The sequence below is a fragment of the Streptomyces sp. NPDC101132 genome (assembly GCF_044759225.1).
Classification (GTDB): Bacteria; Actinomycetota; Actinomycetes; order Streptomycetales; family Streptomycetaceae; genus Streptomyces.
This window is the reverse complement of sequence record NZ_JBIVYX010000002.1, coordinates 619,588-639,555: the sequence shown is the minus strand read 5'-3', so window position 1 is coordinate 639,555 and position 19,968 is coordinate 619,588. Positions and strand designations below refer to the sequence as shown.

At 71.7% G+C, this 19,968-nt stretch carries 27 protein-coding genes; all 27 read left to right on the top strand.

Annotation, left to right across the window (positions count from 1 at the left end; translation table 11 throughout):
- Nucleotides 1–85 precede the first annotated feature (85 nt).
- The 27 genes from ACIQUR_RS07125 (at nt 86) to ACIQUR_RS06995 (ending at nt 19,932) form a co-directional block, all read left to right on the top strand.
- Complete coding sequence (locus tag ACIQUR_RS07125) at nt 86–394, top strand: hypothetical protein (RefSeq protein WP_403659569.1); 309 nt, start codon at nt 86–88, stop codon at nt 392–394.
- Entirely contained in the window at nt 394–1,215 is an 822-nt protein-coding gene (locus tag ACIQUR_RS07120; protein ID WP_403659566.1) for a protein transporter Sec31, read from the top strand. The genes ACIQUR_RS07125 and ACIQUR_RS07120 overlap by 1 nt, the downstream gene beginning before the upstream one ends.
- On the top strand, nt 1,212–1,385 hold the full coding sequence (locus tag ACIQUR_RS07115; RefSeq protein ID WP_403659563.1) for a hypothetical protein: 174 nt from the start codon (nt 1,212–1,214) through the stop codon (nt 1,383–1,385). Before ACIQUR_RS07120 ends, ACIQUR_RS07115 begins: the two co-directional genes overlap by 4 nt.
- Nucleotides 1,385–1,897, top strand: a complete 513-nt coding sequence (locus ACIQUR_RS07110) for a hypothetical protein (RefSeq protein ID WP_403659560.1) — start codon at nt 1,385–1,387, stop codon at nt 1,895–1,897. The genes ACIQUR_RS07115 and ACIQUR_RS07110 overlap by 1 nt, the downstream gene beginning before the upstream one ends.
- The gene (locus ACIQUR_RS07105; protein ID WP_403659557.1) at nt 1,894–2,268 is read left to right on the top strand and encodes a hypothetical protein; all 375 of its coding nucleotides are present in this window, start codon (nt 1,894–1,896) and stop codon (nt 2,266–2,268) included. The genes ACIQUR_RS07110 and ACIQUR_RS07105 overlap by 4 nt, the downstream gene beginning before the upstream one ends.
- The gene (locus tag ACIQUR_RS07100; protein ID WP_403659554.1) at nt 2,265–2,402 is read left to right on the top strand and encodes a hypothetical protein; all 138 of its coding nucleotides are present in this window, start codon (nt 2,265–2,267) and stop codon (nt 2,400–2,402) included. The genes ACIQUR_RS07105 and ACIQUR_RS07100 overlap by 4 nt, the downstream gene beginning before the upstream one ends.
- Nucleotides 2,403–2,636: 234 nt before the next feature.
- Complete coding sequence (locus tag ACIQUR_RS07095) at nt 2,637–3,083, top strand: hypothetical protein (protein ID WP_403659551.1); 447 nt, start codon at nt 2,637–2,639, stop codon at nt 3,081–3,083.
- 87 nt (nt 3,084–3,170) lie between these two features.
- Nucleotides 3,171–3,695, top strand: a complete 525-nt coding sequence (locus tag ACIQUR_RS07090) for a helix-turn-helix domain-containing protein (RefSeq protein ID WP_403659548.1) — start codon at nt 3,171–3,173, stop codon at nt 3,693–3,695.
- Between the two features lies 1 nt (nt 3,696).
- Nucleotides 3,697–4,980, top strand: coding sequence for a PBSX family phage terminase large subunit (locus ACIQUR_RS07085; RefSeq protein ID WP_403659545.1), 1,284 nt, complete (start codon nt 3,697–3,699; stop codon nt 4,978–4,980).
- Nucleotides 4,967–6,511: a phage capsid protein gene (locus ACIQUR_RS07080; protein ID WP_403659542.1), complete on the top strand. Its 1,545-nt coding sequence runs from the start codon at nt 4,967–4,969 to the stop codon at nt 6,509–6,511. The genes ACIQUR_RS07085 and ACIQUR_RS07080 overlap by 14 nt, the downstream gene beginning before the upstream one ends.
- A complete protein-coding gene (locus tag ACIQUR_RS07075) occupies nt 6,511–7,650 on the top strand; it encodes a phage minor capsid protein (RefSeq protein WP_403659539.1) in 1,140 nt (379 codons plus the stop codon). Before ACIQUR_RS07080 ends, ACIQUR_RS07075 begins: the two co-directional genes overlap by 1 nt.
- 41 nt (nt 7,651–7,691) lie before the next feature.
- Complete coding sequence (locus ACIQUR_RS07070; RefSeq protein WP_403659536.1) at nt 7,692–8,450, top strand: hypothetical protein; 759 nt, start codon at nt 7,692–7,694, stop codon at nt 8,448–8,450.
- Nucleotides 8,451–8,467: 17 nt separating this feature from the next.
- Nucleotides 8,468–9,472, top strand: coding sequence for a major capsid protein (locus tag ACIQUR_RS07065; RefSeq protein ID WP_403659533.1), 1,005 nt, complete (start codon nt 8,468–8,470; stop codon nt 9,470–9,472).
- A 14-nt stretch (nt 9,473–9,486) separates the two neighbouring features.
- The gene (locus ACIQUR_RS07060; RefSeq protein WP_403659530.1) at nt 9,487–9,840 is read left to right on the top strand and encodes a hypothetical protein; all 354 of its coding nucleotides are present in this window, start codon (nt 9,487–9,489) and stop codon (nt 9,838–9,840) included.
- Nucleotides 9,837–10,424: a hypothetical protein gene (locus ACIQUR_RS07055; RefSeq protein ID WP_403659527.1), complete on the top strand. Its 588-nt coding sequence runs from the start codon at nt 9,837–9,839 to the stop codon at nt 10,422–10,424. Before ACIQUR_RS07060 ends, ACIQUR_RS07055 begins: the two co-directional genes overlap by 4 nt.
- A 10-nt stretch (nt 10,425–10,434) precedes the next feature.
- Entirely contained in the window at nt 10,435–10,944 is a 510-nt protein-coding gene (locus ACIQUR_RS07050) for a hypothetical protein (RefSeq protein WP_403659524.1), read from the top strand.
- Nucleotides 10,945–10,957: 13 nt separating this feature from the next.
- Nucleotides 10,958–11,374 carry a hypothetical protein gene (locus ACIQUR_RS07045; RefSeq protein WP_403659522.1) on the top strand — a complete coding sequence of 139 codons (417 nt, stop codon included), beginning with the start codon at nt 10,958–10,960 and terminating at the stop codon, nt 11,372–11,374.
- Nucleotides 11,371–11,685, top strand: a complete 315-nt coding sequence (locus ACIQUR_RS07040) for a hypothetical protein (protein ID WP_403659519.1) — start codon at nt 11,371–11,373, stop codon at nt 11,683–11,685. Before ACIQUR_RS07045 ends, ACIQUR_RS07040 begins: the two co-directional genes overlap by 4 nt.
- Complete coding sequence (locus tag ACIQUR_RS07035; protein ID WP_403659516.1) at nt 11,682–12,038, top strand: minor capsid protein; 357 nt, start codon at nt 11,682–11,684, stop codon at nt 12,036–12,038. The genes ACIQUR_RS07040 and ACIQUR_RS07035 overlap by 4 nt, the downstream gene beginning before the upstream one ends.
- Nucleotides 12,028–12,456 carry a minor capsid protein gene (locus ACIQUR_RS07030; protein ID WP_403659513.1) on the top strand — a complete coding sequence of 143 codons (429 nt, stop codon included), beginning with the start codon at nt 12,028–12,030 and terminating at the stop codon, nt 12,454–12,456. Before ACIQUR_RS07035 ends, ACIQUR_RS07030 begins: the two co-directional genes overlap by 11 nt.
- 67 nt (nt 12,457–12,523) lie before the next feature.
- Nucleotides 12,524–13,000: a phage tail tube protein gene (locus ACIQUR_RS07025; protein ID WP_403659510.1), complete on the top strand. Its 477-nt coding sequence runs from the start codon at nt 12,524–12,526 to the stop codon at nt 12,998–13,000.
- The gene (locus tag ACIQUR_RS07020; RefSeq protein WP_403659507.1) at nt 12,997–13,470 is read left to right on the top strand and encodes a hypothetical protein; all 474 of its coding nucleotides are present in this window, start codon (nt 12,997–12,999) and stop codon (nt 13,468–13,470) included. Before ACIQUR_RS07025 ends, ACIQUR_RS07020 begins: the two co-directional genes overlap by 4 nt.
- Nucleotides 13,467–13,598 carry a hypothetical protein gene (locus ACIQUR_RS07015; RefSeq protein WP_403659504.1) on the top strand — a complete coding sequence of 44 codons (132 nt, stop codon included), beginning with the start codon at nt 13,467–13,469 and terminating at the stop codon, nt 13,596–13,598. Before ACIQUR_RS07020 ends, ACIQUR_RS07015 begins: the two co-directional genes overlap by 4 nt.
- A gap of 16 nt (nt 13,599–13,614) precedes the next feature.
- Nucleotides 13,615–15,492, top strand: coding sequence for a hypothetical protein (locus ACIQUR_RS07010; protein WP_403659501.1), 1,878 nt, complete (start codon nt 13,615–13,617; stop codon nt 15,490–15,492).
- Between the two features lie 16 nt (nt 15,493–15,508).
- A complete protein-coding gene (locus ACIQUR_RS07005; RefSeq protein ID WP_403659498.1) occupies nt 15,509–18,220 on the top strand; it encodes a hypothetical protein in 2,712 nt (903 codons plus the stop codon).
- A 3-nt stretch (nt 18,221–18,223) separates the two neighbouring features.
- Nucleotides 18,224–19,444, top strand: a complete 1,221-nt coding sequence (locus tag ACIQUR_RS07000; RefSeq protein WP_403659495.1) for a poly-gamma-glutamate hydrolase family protein — start codon at nt 18,224–18,226, stop codon at nt 19,442–19,444.
- An 11-nt stretch (nt 19,445–19,455) separates the two neighbouring features.
- Complete coding sequence (locus ACIQUR_RS06995) at nt 19,456–19,932, top strand: hypothetical protein (RefSeq protein ID WP_403659492.1); 477 nt, start codon at nt 19,456–19,458, stop codon at nt 19,930–19,932.
- Nucleotides 19,933–19,968 lie beyond the last annotated feature (36 nt).

Below are 19,968 nucleotides of genomic sequence, written 5' to 3'. Positions count from 1 at the left end.
GCAGCACCATGCAGAACGGCCCCGGCCGGAGTTCGCAGCTCCAGCCGGGGCCAGCCCACCCCCTGACGTGACCAGGAGAGAGGCCATGCCCGAGCGTACCTACCCCTCCCAGCAGGACGAAGCCCTCCGACAGGCCGGCCCCGGCCCCGACGCCCGCGCCGTTCTCACCGCCATCGCCGACCGCCTCACCGAGAACTGGCCCGACCTCGTCGCCCGCGAGTCCTCCCGCCCCGCGCTCGCCCTCCGCTACTCCACCGAGCTGTACGGCTTCCACACGCGCCGCGCCCTCGCCGCCGAGGCCGAGACCCTCAAGCACGCCCCCCAGGTCCGCGACGACGAGACCCGCGGCGAGTACGCCCTCCGCCTCCGCAAGGCCGCCGGCGGTGCCCGCTGATGCGCACCACCACCCGGTACACGCCCGTACGGCACGTCGTCGACGGCCACGCCGAGATCATCGACATGCCGTACGAGGCCCCCGCCGACCCCCGCGACTGGGACCACATCGCGCTCACCGCCGCCACCATCGGCGCCGCGCTGCTCGTCGTCGCCTCCATCGCCTGGTCCACCGTCTCCGCCGGGCACCTCCTCGCCGCCACCGCGCCCGAGGAGGTCGCCTACGCCGCGGCGACCGCGTTCGACCTCGTGTGGATCATCTGCCTGCTGCTGGAGTGGCTCGCCCGCTACGACCCCCAGCGCGCCCGCGCCCCGCGCCGCGCCGGGAACGCCGCGCTCCTCGTCGCCATGGCGGTCCTGTGCGCCCACGGCGTCCGCGAGGACTCCCTCGCCGCCGGCCTTGCCGCGGCCGCCATCTCAGCCCTCGCGAAGGGCACGTGGACGCTGGTGATGCGCGAGCACGCCCGCCCCCTCGACACGGCCACCGCCCTGTGGCTGCGCAAGCGTCAGGCCCGCCTCGGCGCCCGCGCAGCCATCGCCGCGCAGACCCGGCACCTGGAGCGGATCGAGGTCCGGACCGGCCTCCGGACGACTCCGGAGATCCCCGCGGAGCGTCCCGAAGCGTCCGGAGATGACGAGGGCGACGAGGAGCCGTCCGCGCTCACCGCGCCCATGAGCACCGTGGATGCCGTCCGGACGGCCGTCTCCAGCGGCATCACCAGCCCGGACGCCGTCCTCCGCTACGTCCGCAAGCGCGCCGACGCCAACGCTTCCGAGGAGACCGTGAACCGGTACCTCCGCGGCCTGAAGCGGGGCGCGTGATGCTGCTCCTGTTCGTCGGGCCGCCGCTCGCCGCGATGGGCGCGCTCCTCGCCCTCGTCGCCGTCGCCCCGCCCGCCAGCCCGCGCACCACCTACGTGTGGCCGGCCGTGCGCACCATCGCGGGCCTCTGCCTGCTCACCATCTACGTCGCGATCCTCTGGGGACCCTGATGAACACCGCGCTCACCATCGGCGGCGTGACCGTCGGCCTCGCGATCCTCGTCCGCTACCTCACCCTCTGGTGGCCCGGCCTCAAGGCCCTCCGCGCCGACCCGCTCGCCCACGCCGCCGCGCTGCTCCCGTTCCTGATCGCGTGGGCCTACGGAGTCCTCGCCGTCCTGACCGTCGGCGGCGTCATCGGCTGGGCGTTCGACACCACCGTGTGGATCTCCTCCTGGCTCGGCGACGTCGCTCTCGTCTGGGGCGTCGGCGGCGAGGCCGGCCAGAGCGCCGCCGGGAGCGCCTACCTGCCGCTCACGCAGACCGGGTCCGCGGTCGTGCTGCTGCTCACCGTCGGCATCGTCACCGCGGCCAAGACCTCGCGGTACGGGGCGGACCTCAAAGCGGGGGCGTGGTGCGGAGCGTGCCTCGGCACCTCCGCCGGGGTCGCCGGGCTCGCCGCGGTGCCCCTCGCGCAGGCCGTCAACGCGGTCGGGGAGCAGCTGTACGGGGTGATCGTATGACCGCCCCCGAGCCCGAGCCGGAGCCCGGCGAGGAGGAGCGCGCCTCGCGCCCGCTCGCCGGCGGGTGCGTCGTCGTAGGCCTCGCGAGCGGAGCCGTAGCGGCCGTGTTCGCCGTGTCGCAGGACGCGGGGATCGTGCTCGTGTGGGCCGCCGGGTTCGTCGGTCTGTACTGCGTCGCCCGACGCCCGGTGTCCGATTCGTCCACCACTCCCCCACCGGAAGGGGGCGCCCCCGATTCTGACGACGCCGCAGGTCACGAGGCCACGGACGCGGAAGGGGGAGACGCCCGAGAGGGGATGTCGATCATCCCCGACCCCGAGCGACCCGGCCGCTGGATCGTCAACCCGCACTACGCCGAGGAGTCCCAGTGACCTTTCAGACGACGATCACCATCGACGAACTCCGCCGCCGCAACGAGGAGTCGCAGCAGGCGGCCGCCCGCGAGCAGCAGAGCCAGGGACAGCAGCAGAGCGCGCAGAAATCCGGCCAGTCCGGAGGGTGTTGATCAGGCCACACCCGGCGTAGCGTGAGCAGCGCCCTCGAAGGCAAGGCCCCGCCGCCGGCCCCCCGCGCGGCGGGGCCTTTCTGCACCCAGTTGCAAAACGCCCGCCCGTCGGTCATCCTGGCCCCACGTCCAGCGTGCCCGGACACTGAAGCCCCGCCCGAGTGCGGGGCTTTCGCGCGTCACAGGTCCGTCACACACCCCGCACCCCCCGCACGCGCCCGCCACCATGGCGCGATGCGCATACACCACGCCACCACCCTCGCGGCCGCCGCCGCGCTCCTCGCCCTCACCGGCTGCACCTCCGAGTCCGAGCCCACGAACGCCAGCCCGTCCGGCTCCGCCACCCTCGGCGCCGAGGCCATCCCCGACGAGCAGGCCCGCACCGACCTCGAAGCCGCCGTGTACGCCTACTCGGACTCGTACTTCAAGCCCGACGGCGACGCCGCGTACCGGGCGCTCTCCAAGCGGTGCGCCAAGAAGGCTGGCCCGCAGGAAGTGTTCGCGGGCATCGTCGACACCGCGGCCAAGGCCTACGGCAAGCAAGAGATCAAGTCGTTCGCGATCGACCAACTCGCCGGCGACATGGCCCGCGTCTCGTATACGTACGCCGTGCCCAAGCTCAACCAGTCCCAGCAGCCGTGGACCCGCGAGGGCGGCGTCTGGAAGTACGACGGCTGCTGACCCGACCCCCGCCGTCCGGCTGGCTCCCGCGCACGAGGGCGCGCGGTAGAACCCCGGACGGCGGGCCCCTCCCCGGGAGGTGACGAGATGCCCCGCAAGGGAGCCCGCCCCGTCACCGACCAGACCAAGGCCGACGTACGCCGCCTCCACGCCGAGGGACTCAGCCGCAACGCCATCGCCCGCCAGCTCGAACGCTCCCCACGGACCGTCAGCGTGATCTGCGAGGAGCTGGGCTTGTCCTTCGACCGCACTGCCACCGCCGCAGCCACGCAGGCCGCCGCCGTCGACGCCCGCGCCCGCCGCACCCAGATCATGGAACGGCTCTACGACCAGGCCGAGAAGATCCTCGCCCGCCTCGAACGCCAAGACCACCGCGTCCGCGAGGTCTCGTTCGGCAAGGTCGTCACCTACCAGGTCGAGGAACTCCCCGCGCAGGACGTGCGAAACCTCATGGTCGCCGTGTCCACCGCCACCACCCAGGCCGCCAAGCTGGAGGCGCTCAACAGCGACAACGGCGTCGCCGACGCCAAGAGCATGCTTGGCCAGCTGGCCGCCGGCCTCACCGCCGCCTACCAGGCCATGGACACCGAGGGGGCCGGTGATGCTCCGTGACGTGCCCCTGCCCCTCTCCCCGGCGCAGATCAGATCGATCGTCGAGTCCCAGGACGCCCCGATCGCCCTGTGGTCCGGGGCCGTCTCGTCCGGCAAGACGATCGCGAGCCTGCTCGCCTTCCTGCTGAGACTGGCCGTCTCGCCCGATCAAGGGCTCGTCGTCATCGTCGGCCGCAGCCTCAACACCATCGAACGCAACCTCCTCGACCCGCTCCAGTCCGCGCACCTCTTCGGGCCCCTCGCCCGGCACGTGCACCACACGGCCGGCTCGACCACCGCGACGATCCTCGGCCGCACCGTGCACCTCGTCGGCGCGTCCGACGCCCGCGCGGAGGGCCGGATCCGCGGATCCACGATCGTCCTCGCCTACGTCGACGAAGCGACGCTGATCCCGCAGCCGTTCTGGATGATGCTGCTGTCCCGCCTGCGCGTCGGGAACCAGTCCCGCCTGATGGCGACGACCAACCCCGACGGCCCGTTCCACTGGCTGCGGAAGGACTTCATCCTCCGCAAGGACGCGATCGGGCTGCACCACTGGCACTTCACCCTGGACGACAACCCCTCGTTGGATCCCCAGGTCGTCCAGCGGCTGAAGGCGCAGTACACGGGCCTGTGGTTCAGGCGGTTCATCCTCGGCGACTGGTGCCTCGCCAGCGGGGCCGTCTACGACATGTTCGATGAGCACCGGCACGTGGTCGACATCCTCCCGTACATGCGCCGCTGGACCGCGGTCGGCATCGACTACGGCACCGTGAACCCGTTCTCCGCCGTGCTGATCGGGCAGGGCGAGGACGACCACCTGTACGCCGTCTCCGAGTACCGGCACGACAGCGCGAAGGCGCTGCGGCAGCTCACCGACGCCCAGTACAGCCACAACGTCCGCCAGTGGCTGGCCAACGTCCGCCGGCCCGGCGAGCAGGGCGGCGGGCGGGGCGTCCTCCCCGAATGGATCTTCGTGGACCCGTCGGCCGCGTCGTTCATGAACCAGCTGTGGACCGAGCACGTCCCCGGCATCAGCCCCGCCGTCAACGACGTCCTCGACGGCATCCGCTCCGTCGGCGTCGCCCTCGGCTCCGGGCTGCTGCGCATCCACCGATCCTGCGAGGGCCTCCTCGGCGAACTCCCCGGCTACGCCTGGGACGAGAAGGCCGCGGAACGGGGCGAGGACAAGCCGCTGAAGGTGGCCGACCACTCGGCCGACGCCCTCCGGTACGCGCTGCACTCCACCGCGCACGAGTGGCGCCACCTGATCGACTACAAGGAGGTGTCCGGTGCCGCTGCCTGACAACAACGTGCCCTGGCCGCCCCCGAAGCTTCTGCCGCAGCTGGCGGACATGCAGGTCGACGACGCGTGGTACTCCGGCGACAAGGCCAAGCTGCGCCGCGTGTACGCCCTCCAGGACATCGGCACTGGCCACAGCGAGCGTGACGGCTCCGGCCGGCCGTGGCGGTTCTGGGAGCGGCCCCGCCCCGTAGGCCGCCGCGACGGGCGGCTCCACGTGCCGCTCGCCGCCGACATCGCCGCCAAGAGCGCTGCGCTGCTCTTCTCCGAGGCGCCCACGTTCACGTTCGAGACCGCGGCCGCGCAGAAGCGGTGGGACGAGATCGCCGAGGCGTGCGGGCTCGACTGCGTGCTCCGCGAGGCGGCCGAGGTGACCTCGGCGCTCGGCGGCGGCGCGCTGCGCGCCACGTGGAACACCGCCCTCGCCCAGCGGGTCCTGATCACCGCTGTGCACGCCGACTCCGTCCTGCCGGACTGGTCGTTCGGCGTCCTGACCGGCGTCACGATCTGGCGCGAGGTCCAGCGCGAGGGCGACACCGTGCTCCGGCACCTGGAGCGCCACGAGCCCGGCACGGTGCTGCACGGCCTGTACGAGGGCACCTCGACCAACCTCGGCATGAAGATCCCGCTCACCGAGCACCCGGATACCGCGGGCATCGCCGACACCCTCGACCCCGAGGGCCCGGGCGACACGATCAAGACCGGCGTGCCGGGGCTCACCTGCGTCTACGTGCCGAACATGCGGCCCAACCGCAAGTTCCGGCAGTCGATGCTGGGCCGGTCGGACTGGCAGTCCGACGGCGTACGCGACCTGTTCATGTCCCTGGACGAGACGTACACCTCCTGGATGCGGGACATCCGCCTCGCCAAGGCCCGCCTGGTCGCCCCCGACGGCTACCTGCGCTCCGAGGGCATCGGCAAGGGCGTGTCCTTCGACGACGACCAGGAGATCTGGACAGGCATCAACGCCTCACCCACCAGCGGTGAGGGCCTGACACTGGTGCAGTTCGGGATCCGCGTCGCCGAGCATGAGCAGTCGTGGCGCAGCTTCAGCCGCAAGGCCGTCGAGTCGGCCGGCTACTCCGCTCAGTCGTTCGGCCTTGGCGACTCGACCGCGATCACCGCGACCGAGGTGCTCGCGCAGGAGCGCAGCTCGCTCCTCACCAAGGGGCAGAAGGGCGGCTACTGGGTGCCGGCGTTGGCCCAGTTCGCCGAGACCGTGCTCCAGCTCGACAGGGCGCAAGGGTTCTCCACCGTCCCCGCCGAGCGGCCGCGGGTGGAGCTGGCCGACTCTGTCACCGAGGACCGGCAGACCACCGCCACGACCCTCGAACTCCTCACCCGCGCCCAGGCTGCGAGCGTCGAGACCCGCGTCCGGATCCTCAACCCGGAGTGGGACGACACCGCGGTGAAGGAGGAGACCGAGCGGATCCTGAAGGAGACCGGCGCGCTGGTCGCCGACCCGATGATGACCGGCGCCGAGGGCCCCGGCGCGCCCGGCTTCCCCGGCGGCGGGGGTGAGGAGGCGGACTGATGCCCGTCTCCCCGGCCCTGGCGGAGGATCTCGCCGCCGCGATCACCGTCCTGTACGAGGACGCCGAACTCGCCCTGATCGAGATCCTCCGTCGGGCCCTGGCCGAGGGCATCGACTCCCCGCGCTGGGCCGAAGCCAAGCTCCGCAGCATCGGAGACCTCCGCGAGGCCGTCGAGACCGTCGCCAACGCGCTCCAGACCGACGCCAACGGCCGTGTGGCCGAGGCCCTGGCCACCGCGTACGGGCGCGGCCGGCAGGCAGCCGTGGCCGAGCTGGGGGCGCTGGACATCGGGCGGGAACTCCAGGCCCGGCGCGTGCTCCCGGGCGCCCCGGCGGTCGACCGGCTCGCCGCCTCGTACGCCGCCGACACCCGCCCGCTCTACGCCCGCATCACCCGGGCCGTGCTGGACGTGTTCCGCGGCGTCACCTCACGGGCGGCCGGCGCGCAGCTGCTCACCGGCCAGTCCCGGCGGGACGCCAGCCAGCGGGCGCTGAACGAGTTCGCCCGCCGAGGCGTGACCGGGTTCGTGGACCGGTCGGGCCGCTCGTGGGAGTTGGCCGCCTACGCGGAGATGGCCGTGCGCTCCGTCACCGCCCGGGCCGCGATCGAGGGGCACATCGACGCGCTCGCCGAGATCGGCGCCGCGCTGGTCATCGTCTCCGACGCCCCGTTGGAGTGCCCGCTGTGCCGGCCGTGGGAGGGCGAGATCCTCGCGCTCCAGGGCCCGCCCGGGCCGCACACGGTCCGCCTCGACCACGCGATCCAGCCCACCGGCCTGTTCGCCGCCCGCACGACGGTCGCCGTGCACGTGGCCGGCAGCCTGCCGGAGGCCCGCGCGGCCGGGCTGTTCCACCCGAACTGCCGACATTCGCTGGGCCTGTACTTGCCCGGGGTGACGACGCGGCCCCCTCACCACGCCACCCCCGGCACCGACTACGAGGACACGCAGCGGCAGCGCGCCATCGAGCGGAACATCCGCGCGTGGAAACGCCGCCAGGCCGCCGCCATGGACGAGGACGCCCGCCGATACGCCGCCGCCTACGTGCGCCGCTGGCAGGCCCGCGCCCGCGAGAACGTCGCCGCGCACCCGGAGGTGCGCCGCCAACCGGCGCGCGAGCAGATCGGCCGCGCCCGCTGAACGCCCGCCAGGCGCGGGCCCGATGCGCCCCAGGAGGGCTCATGTTCTTCGCCCCTTTCCGGCACCCGCAGGCCACGCACTCCCCCGGGGAGGTGCTCGGCTGGCGCCGCGACGGACGGCCCATCTACCCCATCGCGGGTGGCAGCAACGAGGGCGCCGCCGGCTCCGGCACCGACGGGCAGCCGCCCGCCGCTGACCCGCCCAAGCCCGGCCCGCCCCCCGCCACCCCGCCCGCTACGCCGCCCGCGGCGCCTGCGGCCGAGGGGGACGTGAAGTCCCTCCCCGAGTGGGCACAGAAGGCCATCGCCGACGCCCGCGCGGAGGCCGGCAAGGAGCGCACCACCGCCAAGGCCAACGCGGCCGCGGAGGCCCGCAGCGCCCTTGCCCAGGAGATCGGCAAGGCCCTCGGCATCGTCCAGGATGACAAGCCGGCCGATCCCGCGGAGCTGACCCGCACCATCACCACACAGACCGGCCGCATCGGCGAGCTGGAGGCCACCGTACGCACGCAGGCCGTGGAGCTGGCCGTGCACGGCGCGGCCGCCCGCCTCGGCGCCAACGCCGCGGCCCTGCTCGACTCACGGACCTTCCTGACCTCCGTCCAGGGGCTGGACCCCGCCACGGACGACTTCACCACCAAGCTCGACGCCGCCATCACCGCGGCCGTCGAGCAGAACCAGCAGCTCCGCGGAGGCCAGGCGCCGCGGCGGGGCGGGGGCGACTTCACCGGCGGGCCCGGTACCACAGGCCGCCCCACCTCCCTCGGCCAAGCCGTAGCCGCCGCCCTCGGGGGCGGCTGACCCAGTAGGAGCACCCCATGCCCATCACCCTCGCGCAGGCGCAGGTGAACACCCAGGCGGACGTGGACTACGCCGTCATCGACAACCTCCGCCGTTACTCGTGGCTGCTCGACCAGATCGTTTTCGACGACACGGTCACCCCCGGCACCGCCGGCGGCAGCCTCACGTACGGCTACACCCGTCTCGTCAGCGCCGCCCCGGCCGCGTTCCGAGCGATCAACTCCGAGTACACGCCCGGGCAGGCGACCCGCCAGCGGTACAGCGTGGACCTCAAGCCCATGGGTGGCTCGTTCTCCGTGGACCGGGTGCTCGCCAACCTCGGCCAGTCCGCGACCAACGAGGTCACGTTCCAGATGCAGCAGATGGAGACCTCCATCCGCACCCGATTCGCCCAGGAACTGATCCTGGGTGACACCGCGGTGGACGCGAACGGGTTCGACGGCCTGTCGAAGCTCCTCGTCGGCTCGACCACGGAGCGGACCGCGACCGTCTCCGACTGGACCGCCACGACCGTCGTCACGCAGGCCCTGGCCATGGCGCGGCTCGACGAGGTCGACGAGTGGCTGTCCACGATCGTCCCCTCCCACACCGGTGGCGGCGACCAGGGCGCGCCCGGCGCGCTCCCGCCCGGCGTGAAGGCGATCCTGGGCAACACCAAGTCGATCACGCGGTTCAAGGCGCTGGCGCGGTGGGCCGCGATGTACACCGAGGAGAAGGACAGCCTGGGCCGGAGGATCATGTCGTACGGGGACTGGGTCCTCGTCGACATCGGCGACCGCGCCGACGGCTCCGCGCCGATCATCCCCGTCTCGTCCAGCTCCACGGACCTGTACGCGGTCACGTTCGGCCTCGACTCCGTGCACGCGGCGTCCGCCGCCGGTCAGCCGCTCGTCCAGACGTGGCTCCCGGACTTCTCGACGGCCGGCGCCGTCAAGACCGGCGAGATCGAGATGGGCCCGGCCGCCCTCGTCGTCAAGAACACCAAGGCCGCGGGCGTGCTCCGCGGCATCGACGTGGTCTGAGAGGGGTGAACCGCATGCAGTACCGCATCAGCGCACCCGTCACCGACTTCACCGGCGTGTCCGCGGGCGTCAACTTCACCGCCGGCGTCGCGGAGATCGACGTGCCCGACGACGCCCAGCACCCGTACGCGCGGGCGCTGGCCTACTTCCGGCAGGCCGGCTACCACGTCGAGCCTGAGGTCGAGGCTCCGGCCGCCCCGGTCCAGGACGAGGGCGACGCCCCGTTTGACCCCGGGCAGCACACCGTGGACGAGGTCATCGAGTACCTCGACTCCGTCGCCGACGACGAGGACGAGGTCATGCGCGTCCTCCTCGCCGAGGCCGACGGCAAGGCCCGCAAGACGATCACCGAGAGGAACGCGTCATGACGCAGCTCGGCGCCTACACCCGCAACGTCCGCGACGCGCTCGCGCACGTCAACCTCTCCGACCCGTCCAGCCCGGACACCTTCCACCGGCGCAACCTGCCGCGGATCGGCCTGTACGACTCGGCCAGCGACACCGGTCAGGTCGCGCTCGCCACGGGCGTGATGACCTCGGTGCCGATCTACCTCCAGGCTGGCGACGTGGTCACCAACCTGTCGTTCCGCTCGGGAGCGACCGCGGCCGGCACTCCGACCGCGTGGTGGTTCGCGCTCTACAGCGACGCGGCCACCCCGGCGCTGCTGGCACAGACCGCCGACCAGACCACAGGCGCGTGGGCGGCGAACACCACCAAGACCCTGGCGCTCGCCTCCCCGTACACAGTGGCGAGGACCGGGATCTACTGGGCCGCGATCAACGTCACGGCGACCACGCCGCCGACCCTGATCGGCTGCTGCGCGGCGCCCGCGATCGTCACCGGCGAGCGCAACCTGTCCCAGTCGTCCGGCTCGTCGCTCACCACGACGGCCCCGGCCACGATCGCGACGCCCACGGCCAAGCAGTTCGTGCCGTACGTCGTGATCACCTGAGGCGGCCGGAATGACCCTGACCAGTGACTTCGCCGTCAGCGCGTCGGTCGTCAACACCAAGGCCAGCGACCTGTCCGCGGCCGCGGACAACCTGCTGAAGAAGTACGCCGTGCACCTCGAATCCGGCGCGGGCGCCGGGCGGGCCGACCGGGTGTTCGCCGACACCCGGACGCTCGCCGCATCCGCGTCGGAAACCCTGGACCTGGCCGGGTCGCTCACCGACTCGTACGGGACGACGACCTCGTTCGCCCGGGTCAAGTTCATCCTGATCGCGGCGTCGGGCGACAACACGAACAACGTGGTGGTGGGCAACAACGCCTCTGCCGACTTCGTGGGCCTGTGGAACGCGGCGGCCATCCTGACCCTGCGGCCGGGGATGGTGGTCTGCGCGTTCGCTGGCTCGGCGGACGCCACCGGCATGGCCGTCACGGCCACAACCGCCGACCTGATCAAGATTGCGAACTCGGCCGGGTCCACCTCGGTCGAGTACGACGTGATCATCGTGGGCAACAGCACCTGAGAGGCGGTGGCCGATGCGGGTCTACGCCACCGCCGAGCAGTACGAGACCTACACCGGCGCGGCCCCGCCGTCGGACATCGATGCCCGACTCGCGCAGGCGTCGCGCTTCCTGGAAGCGCAGGTCTTCCGCCTCTGCCTCTACGACGCCGACACGACCACGGGCCTCCCGTCGGCGGCCCTGGTCGCGGCTGCGTTCGCCGATGCGGTGTGCGCGCAGGCGCAGTGGGGCGTCGAGGTCGGTGACACCACCGGCGCGGCCGGGGCCGGCTGGGGCTGGGTCGAGATCGGCTCGGTCAGGCTCAGCCGCTCCGTCACGGCCGTGTCCGGGGCGGACTCAGCAGGCAGGCAGATCGCACCCGCGGTGTGGGACGCACTCCGGGCGCCGGACCTGACCCCGGATCTGCTGGTCGTGGGCGGGGTGGTCTCGTGATCATCCCGCTGTGGGTGCTGCGGCACACGGTGACGATCGAGGCGTACCTCGGGGACAGCTCGGCCGGCCCCCGGTACGCCGCCCCTGTGACGGCGCGGGCGTTCGTCGAGGAGAAGGCCCGCACGGTGCGCAACGCACAGGGCGAGGAGGTGACGGCCTCGACGACCGTGTACCTCCTCCCCACGCAGGAGTGCCCGCCCGAGTCCCGGGTGACCACACCGAGCGGCCGCACGGCCTCCGTCATCACGTCCGCCCGGCACGACGGCGGAGGCCTGCCGACCCCGGACCACCGAGAGGTGACCCTCGAATGAGCCAGGATGCGCGCCTCCGGTGGGAGGGCGGCCGCCTCGGAGCGTCGCGGCGCGGCCGGGCCGCCGCCGAGGAGGGCCTACAGAAGGCCTTGGAACACCTCCTCACCGAGTCCCGCCGGCTCGTCCCGCTGCGTGAGGGGACGCTGGAGCGCTCCAGCCGCGTGGTCCGGGACGGGCTGGTCGGCGCCGTCACCTACGACACCGTGTACGCGCGCAGGCAGCACGAGGAGCTGACCTGGAAGCACCTGCCGGGTCGCAGCGCCAAATACTTGGAAATCCCCATGAACACCGAGCGCCGGATCATGCTCGACCTCATGGCCGTGCCGCTGCGGAGGTGGCTCCGTGGCCGATGAACCCGACCTCCTCGACGGCCTCGCCCGCTACCTCGCCGAGCGCGGTCACGGCACGTACGGGCCCGATCTCGTCGGCGCCACCATCGTGCTGGAGCACATGCCGTCGACCCCGGACGTGGTGGTCGTCCTGACCGAGTACGGCGGCCCGGAGGCCCACGGCCGCCTGCCGTACGACGAACCGCGCGTACAGATCCGCGTCCGCGGCACCACCGACCCCCGGGTCTCCCGGGCCCGCGCGAAAGCGATCCGCTCCGAACTGCACGGCCTGAGCTACACCGTGCTCCCCGGCGGCACCGAGCTGCTCTCCGCCGTGGCACTCCAGACCGTCGAGTCCATGGGGCAGGACGACAACCGCCGTCACGAGCACGTGTTCAACCTCCAGACGGAGATCTACAGCCCGACCAAGCACCGGGCCTAACACCCCACCCCGCTTCCGCCCGCCGGCGCCGCGCCGTCCGGGCATCTCGTCATGCCCTGGAGGAGCCATGGCACCGCGCAAATACGACGCCCGCAGCGTCCGATTCGAGATCGAGGACTTCCTCAACCCCGGCACGTGGGTGGCCATCGCCCCGGGTGTCGGCTCGAACGAGGGCGGCCTCAACACGTTCACCATCAGCCGCGACTACGAAGAGGCCGACACCACGTCGTTCGGCAGCGACGGTCAGGCCGAGGGCCAGAACATGCAGATCGCCGTGGAGATCAGCCTGGAGGGCTGGCGCCTGGAGGACCCCAACACCGGCGCCCTCGACCCCGGTCAGGCCATGGTGGAGGCGCAGGCCGAACGACTCGGCAACGACAGCCTGTGCGGGTTCCGTTGGGCGACGCCCGGCGCCACCACCTGGAAGGTGTGGCAGAACGCGTACTTCCAGCTCGGTGACGAGGGCGGCGAGACCAACGAGAAGGTCACCTGGGCCGTGACCGTCAAGCGGAGCGGGCCGACGACCACGGCGGCCATCTCGTGACCGCCGGCGAGTCGTGGGACGACTTCTGGGCCGAGGTCAACGGTGCTGGCACTGAGACGATCCGCGGTGTCGAGGTGCCCGTCCCCACAGACCTGCCGCTCATCATGGAGCAGCGCCTGGAGGCCCTCGCCGACGAGGATTCGGAGGACGCGGTCCGCGAGATGGTCGGTCTGCTCTTCGGCGAGGACGTCCTCGACCAGTGGATTGCGAACCGCATGGGCCTCCGCGAGCTGAAGACTGCCATCGCGTGGGGCACGGCGAACGCTGGCGGCACCCGGGTGTCCTTCCGTGAGGCGTACGAGAGCGTCCTCAAGGGCGAGGCCGAGGCTGAGGGAAAAGCCCCGAACCGGCAGGCGCGGCGGGCCGCGGCCAAGACCGGACAGCGGCCGCGATCCGCCGCTACTTCTGGGCGGTCGAATGCGACTTCCAGCGCGAGTACGGCTACGAGCCGCACCAGATCGCGCGGTTGAGCCGCCGCCGCTTCTACGTCCTGCTGAACGGTCTCTCCGGTGACGCGGTGTTCCGCCAGGTCGCCGGAGACGAGATGTCCATCATCGACGACCCCGCGCGGATCGCGGCGGCCCTCGACGGCCTGTGAGTGAGGAGGGCCCGCCATGGCGATGACGATCGGCGAACTCGTCGGCTACATCCGCGCCGACGACAGCGCGTTCCGGCGCGGGGTGAACCGGGCGCAGGCCGGCATGGAGCGGCTGCGCGATACGACCGCGGCCCGGCTGCGGGACATGCGGGAGCGGTTCGTCTCCGAGTCCCGCGACATGGCCGACGCCATGGCCGACAGCGTTGCGGACGCGACGCAGGAAGCGACCGCCTCGGTCGAGCGGTTCACGCGGGACGCGCGCGGCCGGCTGCGGAACTCCCGCGGGCATTTCGTGAGCGAGGCCGCCGCCATCGCGCAGGGGTTCACCGAGGCGGTCCAGAACGGCGCCGACGACGGCATGACCGGTTTCGTGGCCACGATCCGGCGGCATTTGCGGCGCCTGCGGGGCGACGTGGACGGCGAGTCCCGCTCCCTGTGGTCCCGTCTGATCAGCCGCGGGCACGAGTCCGGAGAGGAGTCCGGCCACGGGGCCGGGCGCGGGTTCCTGCGCTCGTTCGCCCGCACCATGCGGTCCGGGATCGGCAACGCGTTCCAGGCGGGCCTGTCGGGCCTCCAGTCGGTGACGGGCCAGTCGAACCCGTACATCGCGGCCGTGGTCCTCTCCTTGGTCACGGCCATCGGTGCGGCGCTGGGCCCGGCGATCGCCGGGGTCATCGGCGGGCTTATCGTGGCCGGCGCGGGCATCGGCATGATCGGCCTGAGTGCGCTGCTGGTGAAGGACGAGCCGAAGGTGAAGCAGGCCGCCACGCGGCTGACCTCCACCGCCAAGCGGGTTTTCCAGAGCGCGGCCCAGCCGATGGTCCAGCCGATCTCCGACGCGTTGGGCAGCCTGGAGAAGTCGGCGAAGTCCGTAGGCCCGAAGCTGCGCGAGGCGTTCAAGGCCCTGGGCGATTCGGGCGCGACGAGCGCCCTGACCTCCGGAATCGATCAGCTCGTCAAGAAGATGCTGCCCGGACTCATCAGCATGCTCCAGAAGTCAAAGCCCGTGTTCGAGGGGCTGTCGACGCTGCTGGGCCGCATCGGCGCAGGCCTCGGCAAGATGTTCAGCACGATCGGGTCCGGCAGTCCGGCGATGGGCCAGGCCCTTGCTGACCTGGGCTGGCTGCTGGAGAAGACCCTGTCCGGCATCGGCTTCTTCATCTCGGGCCTCGCGCAGATGTACACGAAGGTCCGCCCGTTCATCGTTCAGGTGATCGGCCTGTTCGAGTGGCTGTATAACGTGCTCGTCGGCCACTCGATCATCCCCGACCTGGTCAATGCGATCGTCGGGTTCCTGGCCAGCCTGCCCGGCCGTGCCGCGGCCGTCCTGTCGGGCCTCCCAGGCGCGATCATCAGCCGCGCGCAGGACGCCGCGACGCGGGCTCGGGCTGCGATCCAGTCCGGCGTGGACAGCGCCGTACGCACCCTGTCGAGCCTCCCGGGCCGGGCCCGGGGCGCTCTGGCGGGTCTCGGCGGCACCCTGTACTCCGCCGGTCAGACCCTGATCAACGGCCTGATCAGCGGCATCTACTCGAAGTTCCAGTCGGTGCGGTCTGCCCTGTCGAGCCTGACGTCGATGCTGCCGGACTGGAAGGGCCCGGCGGCCGTCGACGCGAAGATCCTCGCCCCCGCTGGCCGGAGTGTCATCGAGGGCTTCCAGCGGGGCATCGCGGGCGCCACCCCGGGCCTGCGTAACCAGCTCGGCGGCCTGACCGGCGCCCTGCCCGGCATGGCGCTCCCCGGCGGGCGTGGCAGTGCTGCTGCGGCACCGCAGCCGGCGCCTACGCGCGTGATCGTCGAGGTGCGCGGGCCGGAGGAGGTCGTCCGGCTGATCCGGACGGCCGTCGCCAAGAACGGCGGCGACGTGCAGAAGTACCTCGGCAACAAGAAGTAGGGAGGCCGCCGTGGCCGTGCCTGACGTGCGATTCGCTCTCGACCTCGGGGGCGTCCTCACCGACATCAGCGATGACGTGCTGCTGGAGGACGGGGCCCGGCATGCGCGCGGCCGGCGGGCCGAGGGCAGCAGCGTGGACGCCTCCACGGCGGACCTGACGCTGAAGAACGGCGCCAAGTACAACAGGAGGAACCCGAACAGCCCGTACTCGGGGCTGCTCGGCCCGAACACCCCGCTCCACGTCAGCACGTTCGCCGGCGAGACGGTCCTCGACGTGCCGTACGGCGTCGCGGGGCGGGCCTCGACGCCCGATCACGCGTCGCTGGACATCACTGGGGACATCGACGTGCGGGTCGAGCTGGAGGCGGCGGCGTGGGCGGGGCGGCACACCGCGAACGCCTGGGAGGTCGCGGGCAAGTACGTCACGACCGGCAACAACAGGTCGTGGCAGATGCTGATCGGCAACAGCGGCGCGCCTCATTTCCGCTGGTCGCCGGACGGCACGATCACCAACGCGATCATCCGGGATGCGGAGACCGTCGTGCCGTTCGGGCCGGGCGCGGTCGGGGCGGTGCGCGCGACGCTGGACGTGAACAACGGCTCCGGCGGCTGGACGCTCTCCTTCTACGTCGCGCCAACGCTGGCCGGGCCGTGGGTGCTGCTGGAGGACCCGATCGTCACCACCGCGGGGACGACGAGCGTGTTCGCATCGACGGCGCCGCTCGACATCGGCGACACCGCCGACCTCGGGTTCGGCAACGTCGGCCGCCGGTTCCGCGCGGCGGAGATCCGCTCGGGCATCGACGGCACGATCGTCGCCGCCCCCAACTTCCTGGCGCAGGCCTCCGGCGCCACATCGTTCGCGGACTCCGCCGGCCGGACGTGGACGGTCGCCAACGGCGCCACGATCACCGACCGCCGGTCGCGTGCCGTCCTCGGCGTGCCGGAGTGGTCGCCGCGCTGGCACCAGTCCGGGCACCACGTGCGGACCCCGATCCAGGCCTCCGGCATCCTGCGCCGTCTCGGGCAGGGCGCCAAGGCCCTCGACTCCGCGCTACGCCGCCGCATGCCGTCGTTCAACCCGGTGGCGTACTGGCCGATGGAGGACGGCAGGGAGGCTGTCCAGGCATACAGCCCGACCATCGGGGTCGCGCCGATGCGGGTCACCGGGCTGGAGATGGCCGGGGACGACTCGCTCCCGTCGTCGAAACCGCTGCCGGTGATCGGGACGGCGTCCAGCATCAAGGCCACCGTGCCCGCCCACTCCGCCTCTGGCTGGCATCTGGAGTTCGCGTACCGCCTGGACGACGACCCGGGCTCGTTGCAGACCCTGATGGAATGGACGATCTCCGGCTCGCCGTGGAAGATCTGGCGACTCCGCGTCGGCAACAACTTGATGAACCTGATCGTGGAGGACGGCGAGGGCGCCACCACCCTCGTGCTCAACGCGCCCTCCACGGGCCTGTTCGGCACGGGCTGGGGACGCTACCTCATCCAGGCCACCCCCAACGGCAGCAACCTCGATCTCCACTCGGCGTGGATCACCCTCGGCGCCGGCGGCTACCAGTCCAACGGCACGCTGAACAGCACCTCCGCCGGGCGGATCACCGGCATCAACACCCGCTTCGGCGCAGGCCTGGACGGCGCCTCCATCGGCCACCTCGTGGTGTTCGGCAACGACGACACCGAGACGTTCTCCTCGGCGGACAGCGGTTTCACCGGCGAGCGCGCGGGCGTCCGCGTCGAGCGGCTGTGCTCCGAGGAGTCCATCCCAGCGCGGGTGGCCGGGTTCAGCACCGAGCAGGAGAAGATGGGCCCCCAGCTGCCGACCACGATCCTGGACCTGCTCGCCGAGTGCGAGGCGACCGACGGCGGGATCCTGCTGGAGGACCGCGACCGGGCCGCGCTGGTCTACCGGGGCCGGTCGAGCATGTACAACCAGACCCCCCGCCTGACCCTGCCCTACAGCCAGTTGGCGCCGCCGATGGAGCCCGTCGACGACGACCGGCTCCTGCGCAACCAGTCCACGGTGCGGCGCGACGGCGGCTCGTGGGCCACCGAGGCCCGCGAGGACGGGCCGCTGTCCATCGCCGACCCGCCCGACGGCGCCGGCCTGTACGACCAGGACGTGACGCTGTCCCTCGCGTCCGACGACCAGTGCCAGCGCATCGCCGGGTGGCTCACCCACCGCGGCACGTGGGACGAGTCCCGCTACCCGTCCATCACGCTCCGCCTGCACAGCCACCCCGACCTCGTGGCCGACACGTGCCGCGTGGACGTGGGCGACGTGATCCGGGTGACCGACCTCCCGTCGTGGCTGCCGCCCGGGGACCTCGACCTCCTCGTCGAGGGCTACGAAGAGACCTGGGGCCCGTTCTCGTGGGAGATCACGTTCGCGTGCTCCCCGGCCGGCATCTGGACCGTCAACCGGGCCGCCGCCGGCTCCCGCAACGACACCGCGGGGACCGAACTCGCCGTGGCGGTCGACGCCGACGACACGACCCTGGTCGTCGACGTGCACGAGGGCCCGCTGTGGACCACGGATGCGGAGGACTGCCCGCTGACGGTCACGGTCGACGGCGAGGACATGACCGCGACCGCGATCACCGGGGACATCGAGGACCAGTACACCCGCACGGTCACGTCCGGGTGGGGCACCGCGAGTTCGGGACAGACCTGGACGCTCACCGGCGGCAGCAACAGCGAGTACAGCGTCCAGGGGGTGTAGCCGGTGGCCGACCTGTACGACGACTACGCCGACCTGGCGGCCAACGAGGTCGAGGGCGTGGACTACTCGCGGCACTCGAACACCCCGGCCGGCGCGACGTGGTCCAGCATCGCGATTCACGGCGGCGGCATCGAGGCGGGATCCGGCGAAATGGCCTATCAGGTCGCCGGGTCCCGCATGATGTATTACGAATTCAAGGGCCTCAAAAACACCGGAAATCAGGACCTGCACATCACAAGCACCCATTTCGATGAGCCGATTTGCGTAGCCCTCCAGGCGACGGCCCTGCGTACCATTTCGTTCCACGGCTACACGGGCACGCTACTCCAGCCCGAAACCGCGCTCGGCGGCCTGGACCCGCTCCTACGTGCCAGGATCGCCACCGCGCTACGCAACGCGGGGTTCGCCGTCATCAACGCTCCGTCGGAAATCGGCGGCACGGACCCGCTGAATATCGCCAACCGGAATGTCCGGGGTGAGGGCGTGCAGCTCGAAATGAGCCGCGCCCAGCGGCAGCAGTTTTTCCCGAATGGCGACACGAGCCGCGCAATGCGGGATTCCGGGCAGCGTACGGCCGCGTTCTACGCGTACGCGGCGGCCGTGCAGGCGGCGTACGAGGGCTACGGGTACGTGTCGCTCACGAGCATCAACACCTCCCGCTACTGCACGATCTCCGCACCGTCGGCGGACGTGGACATCTCCGCGACCGTCTCGACGGACAAACTCGCCAGCGGTGGCGGGCACTTCATGCAGCTGGTGGCGCGCTGGGCCGACGCCTCGAACACCTACCTGGCCAGGCTGGAGTTCAGCACGACGCAGACCGTCATCCTGACCCTCCGCAAGCGGGTCGCCGGGACCGAGACGCTCCTCGTGCAGCACACCACCGACCTCACCCACGCGGCTGGCCGCCGGTTCGCGATTCGCCTCCAGGTCTCCGGCTCCACGCTGCGCGCGAAAGCGTGGCTGGACGGCACGTACGAGCCGCCGGCGTGGCAGCTGGAGACGACGGACACCTCTCTGACGGCCGCCGGGTCGGTCGGTGTCCGGTCGATCCTCAGCTCGACCAACACCAACGTCCTGCCCGTCACGGCGAGCTGGGGTGACTTCCGGCTGCGAAGCGACCGGCAGCGCGTGTTCGTCACCCGGTCCGCCAACGGCGTCAGCAAGAGCCACTCCGCCCTCGCCGATGTGCGGCTGCGCAAGCGGCCCGTCGTCGCCCTCTGAGAGGAGCGCTCATGTTCACGGGATGGGCCGCCGGCTCGCACGTCACCGCGGAGAAGCTCGACGCGATCAGCGGCATCTGGACGGAGTACAGCCCGACGTGGACGGGCTCGGTCTCGACCCCCGCGATCGGGAACGGGACGCTGGAGGGCGAGTACGCCCTGGTGGGTGGCATCTGCTTCGTGCGGGTGTCGGTCGAGATGGGTTCGACGACGACGTACGGGTCTGGGCAGTACAAGTTCTCGCTGCCGTTCACGGTCGCAACGCTGGGCACCACCAAAATGGGGTATATCGGCTCTGCGTACTGCACGGACGCAGGCGTGGCGTACTACGCCGGTATCACCCGGGCGATCGGCGGCGAGAGCTTCATGATCGCCATTTCTGGCACGACATCCACCGGCTCAACGCCCGCCGAGTGGAACCCCGTCCGCCCGTTTACGTTCGCCAGCGGCGACGCGATCAACCTGTTCCTCGCCTACAAGCCCGCCTGACCCTCACGCGACTTCCAGCCCTCGCCGTCCGGCGCC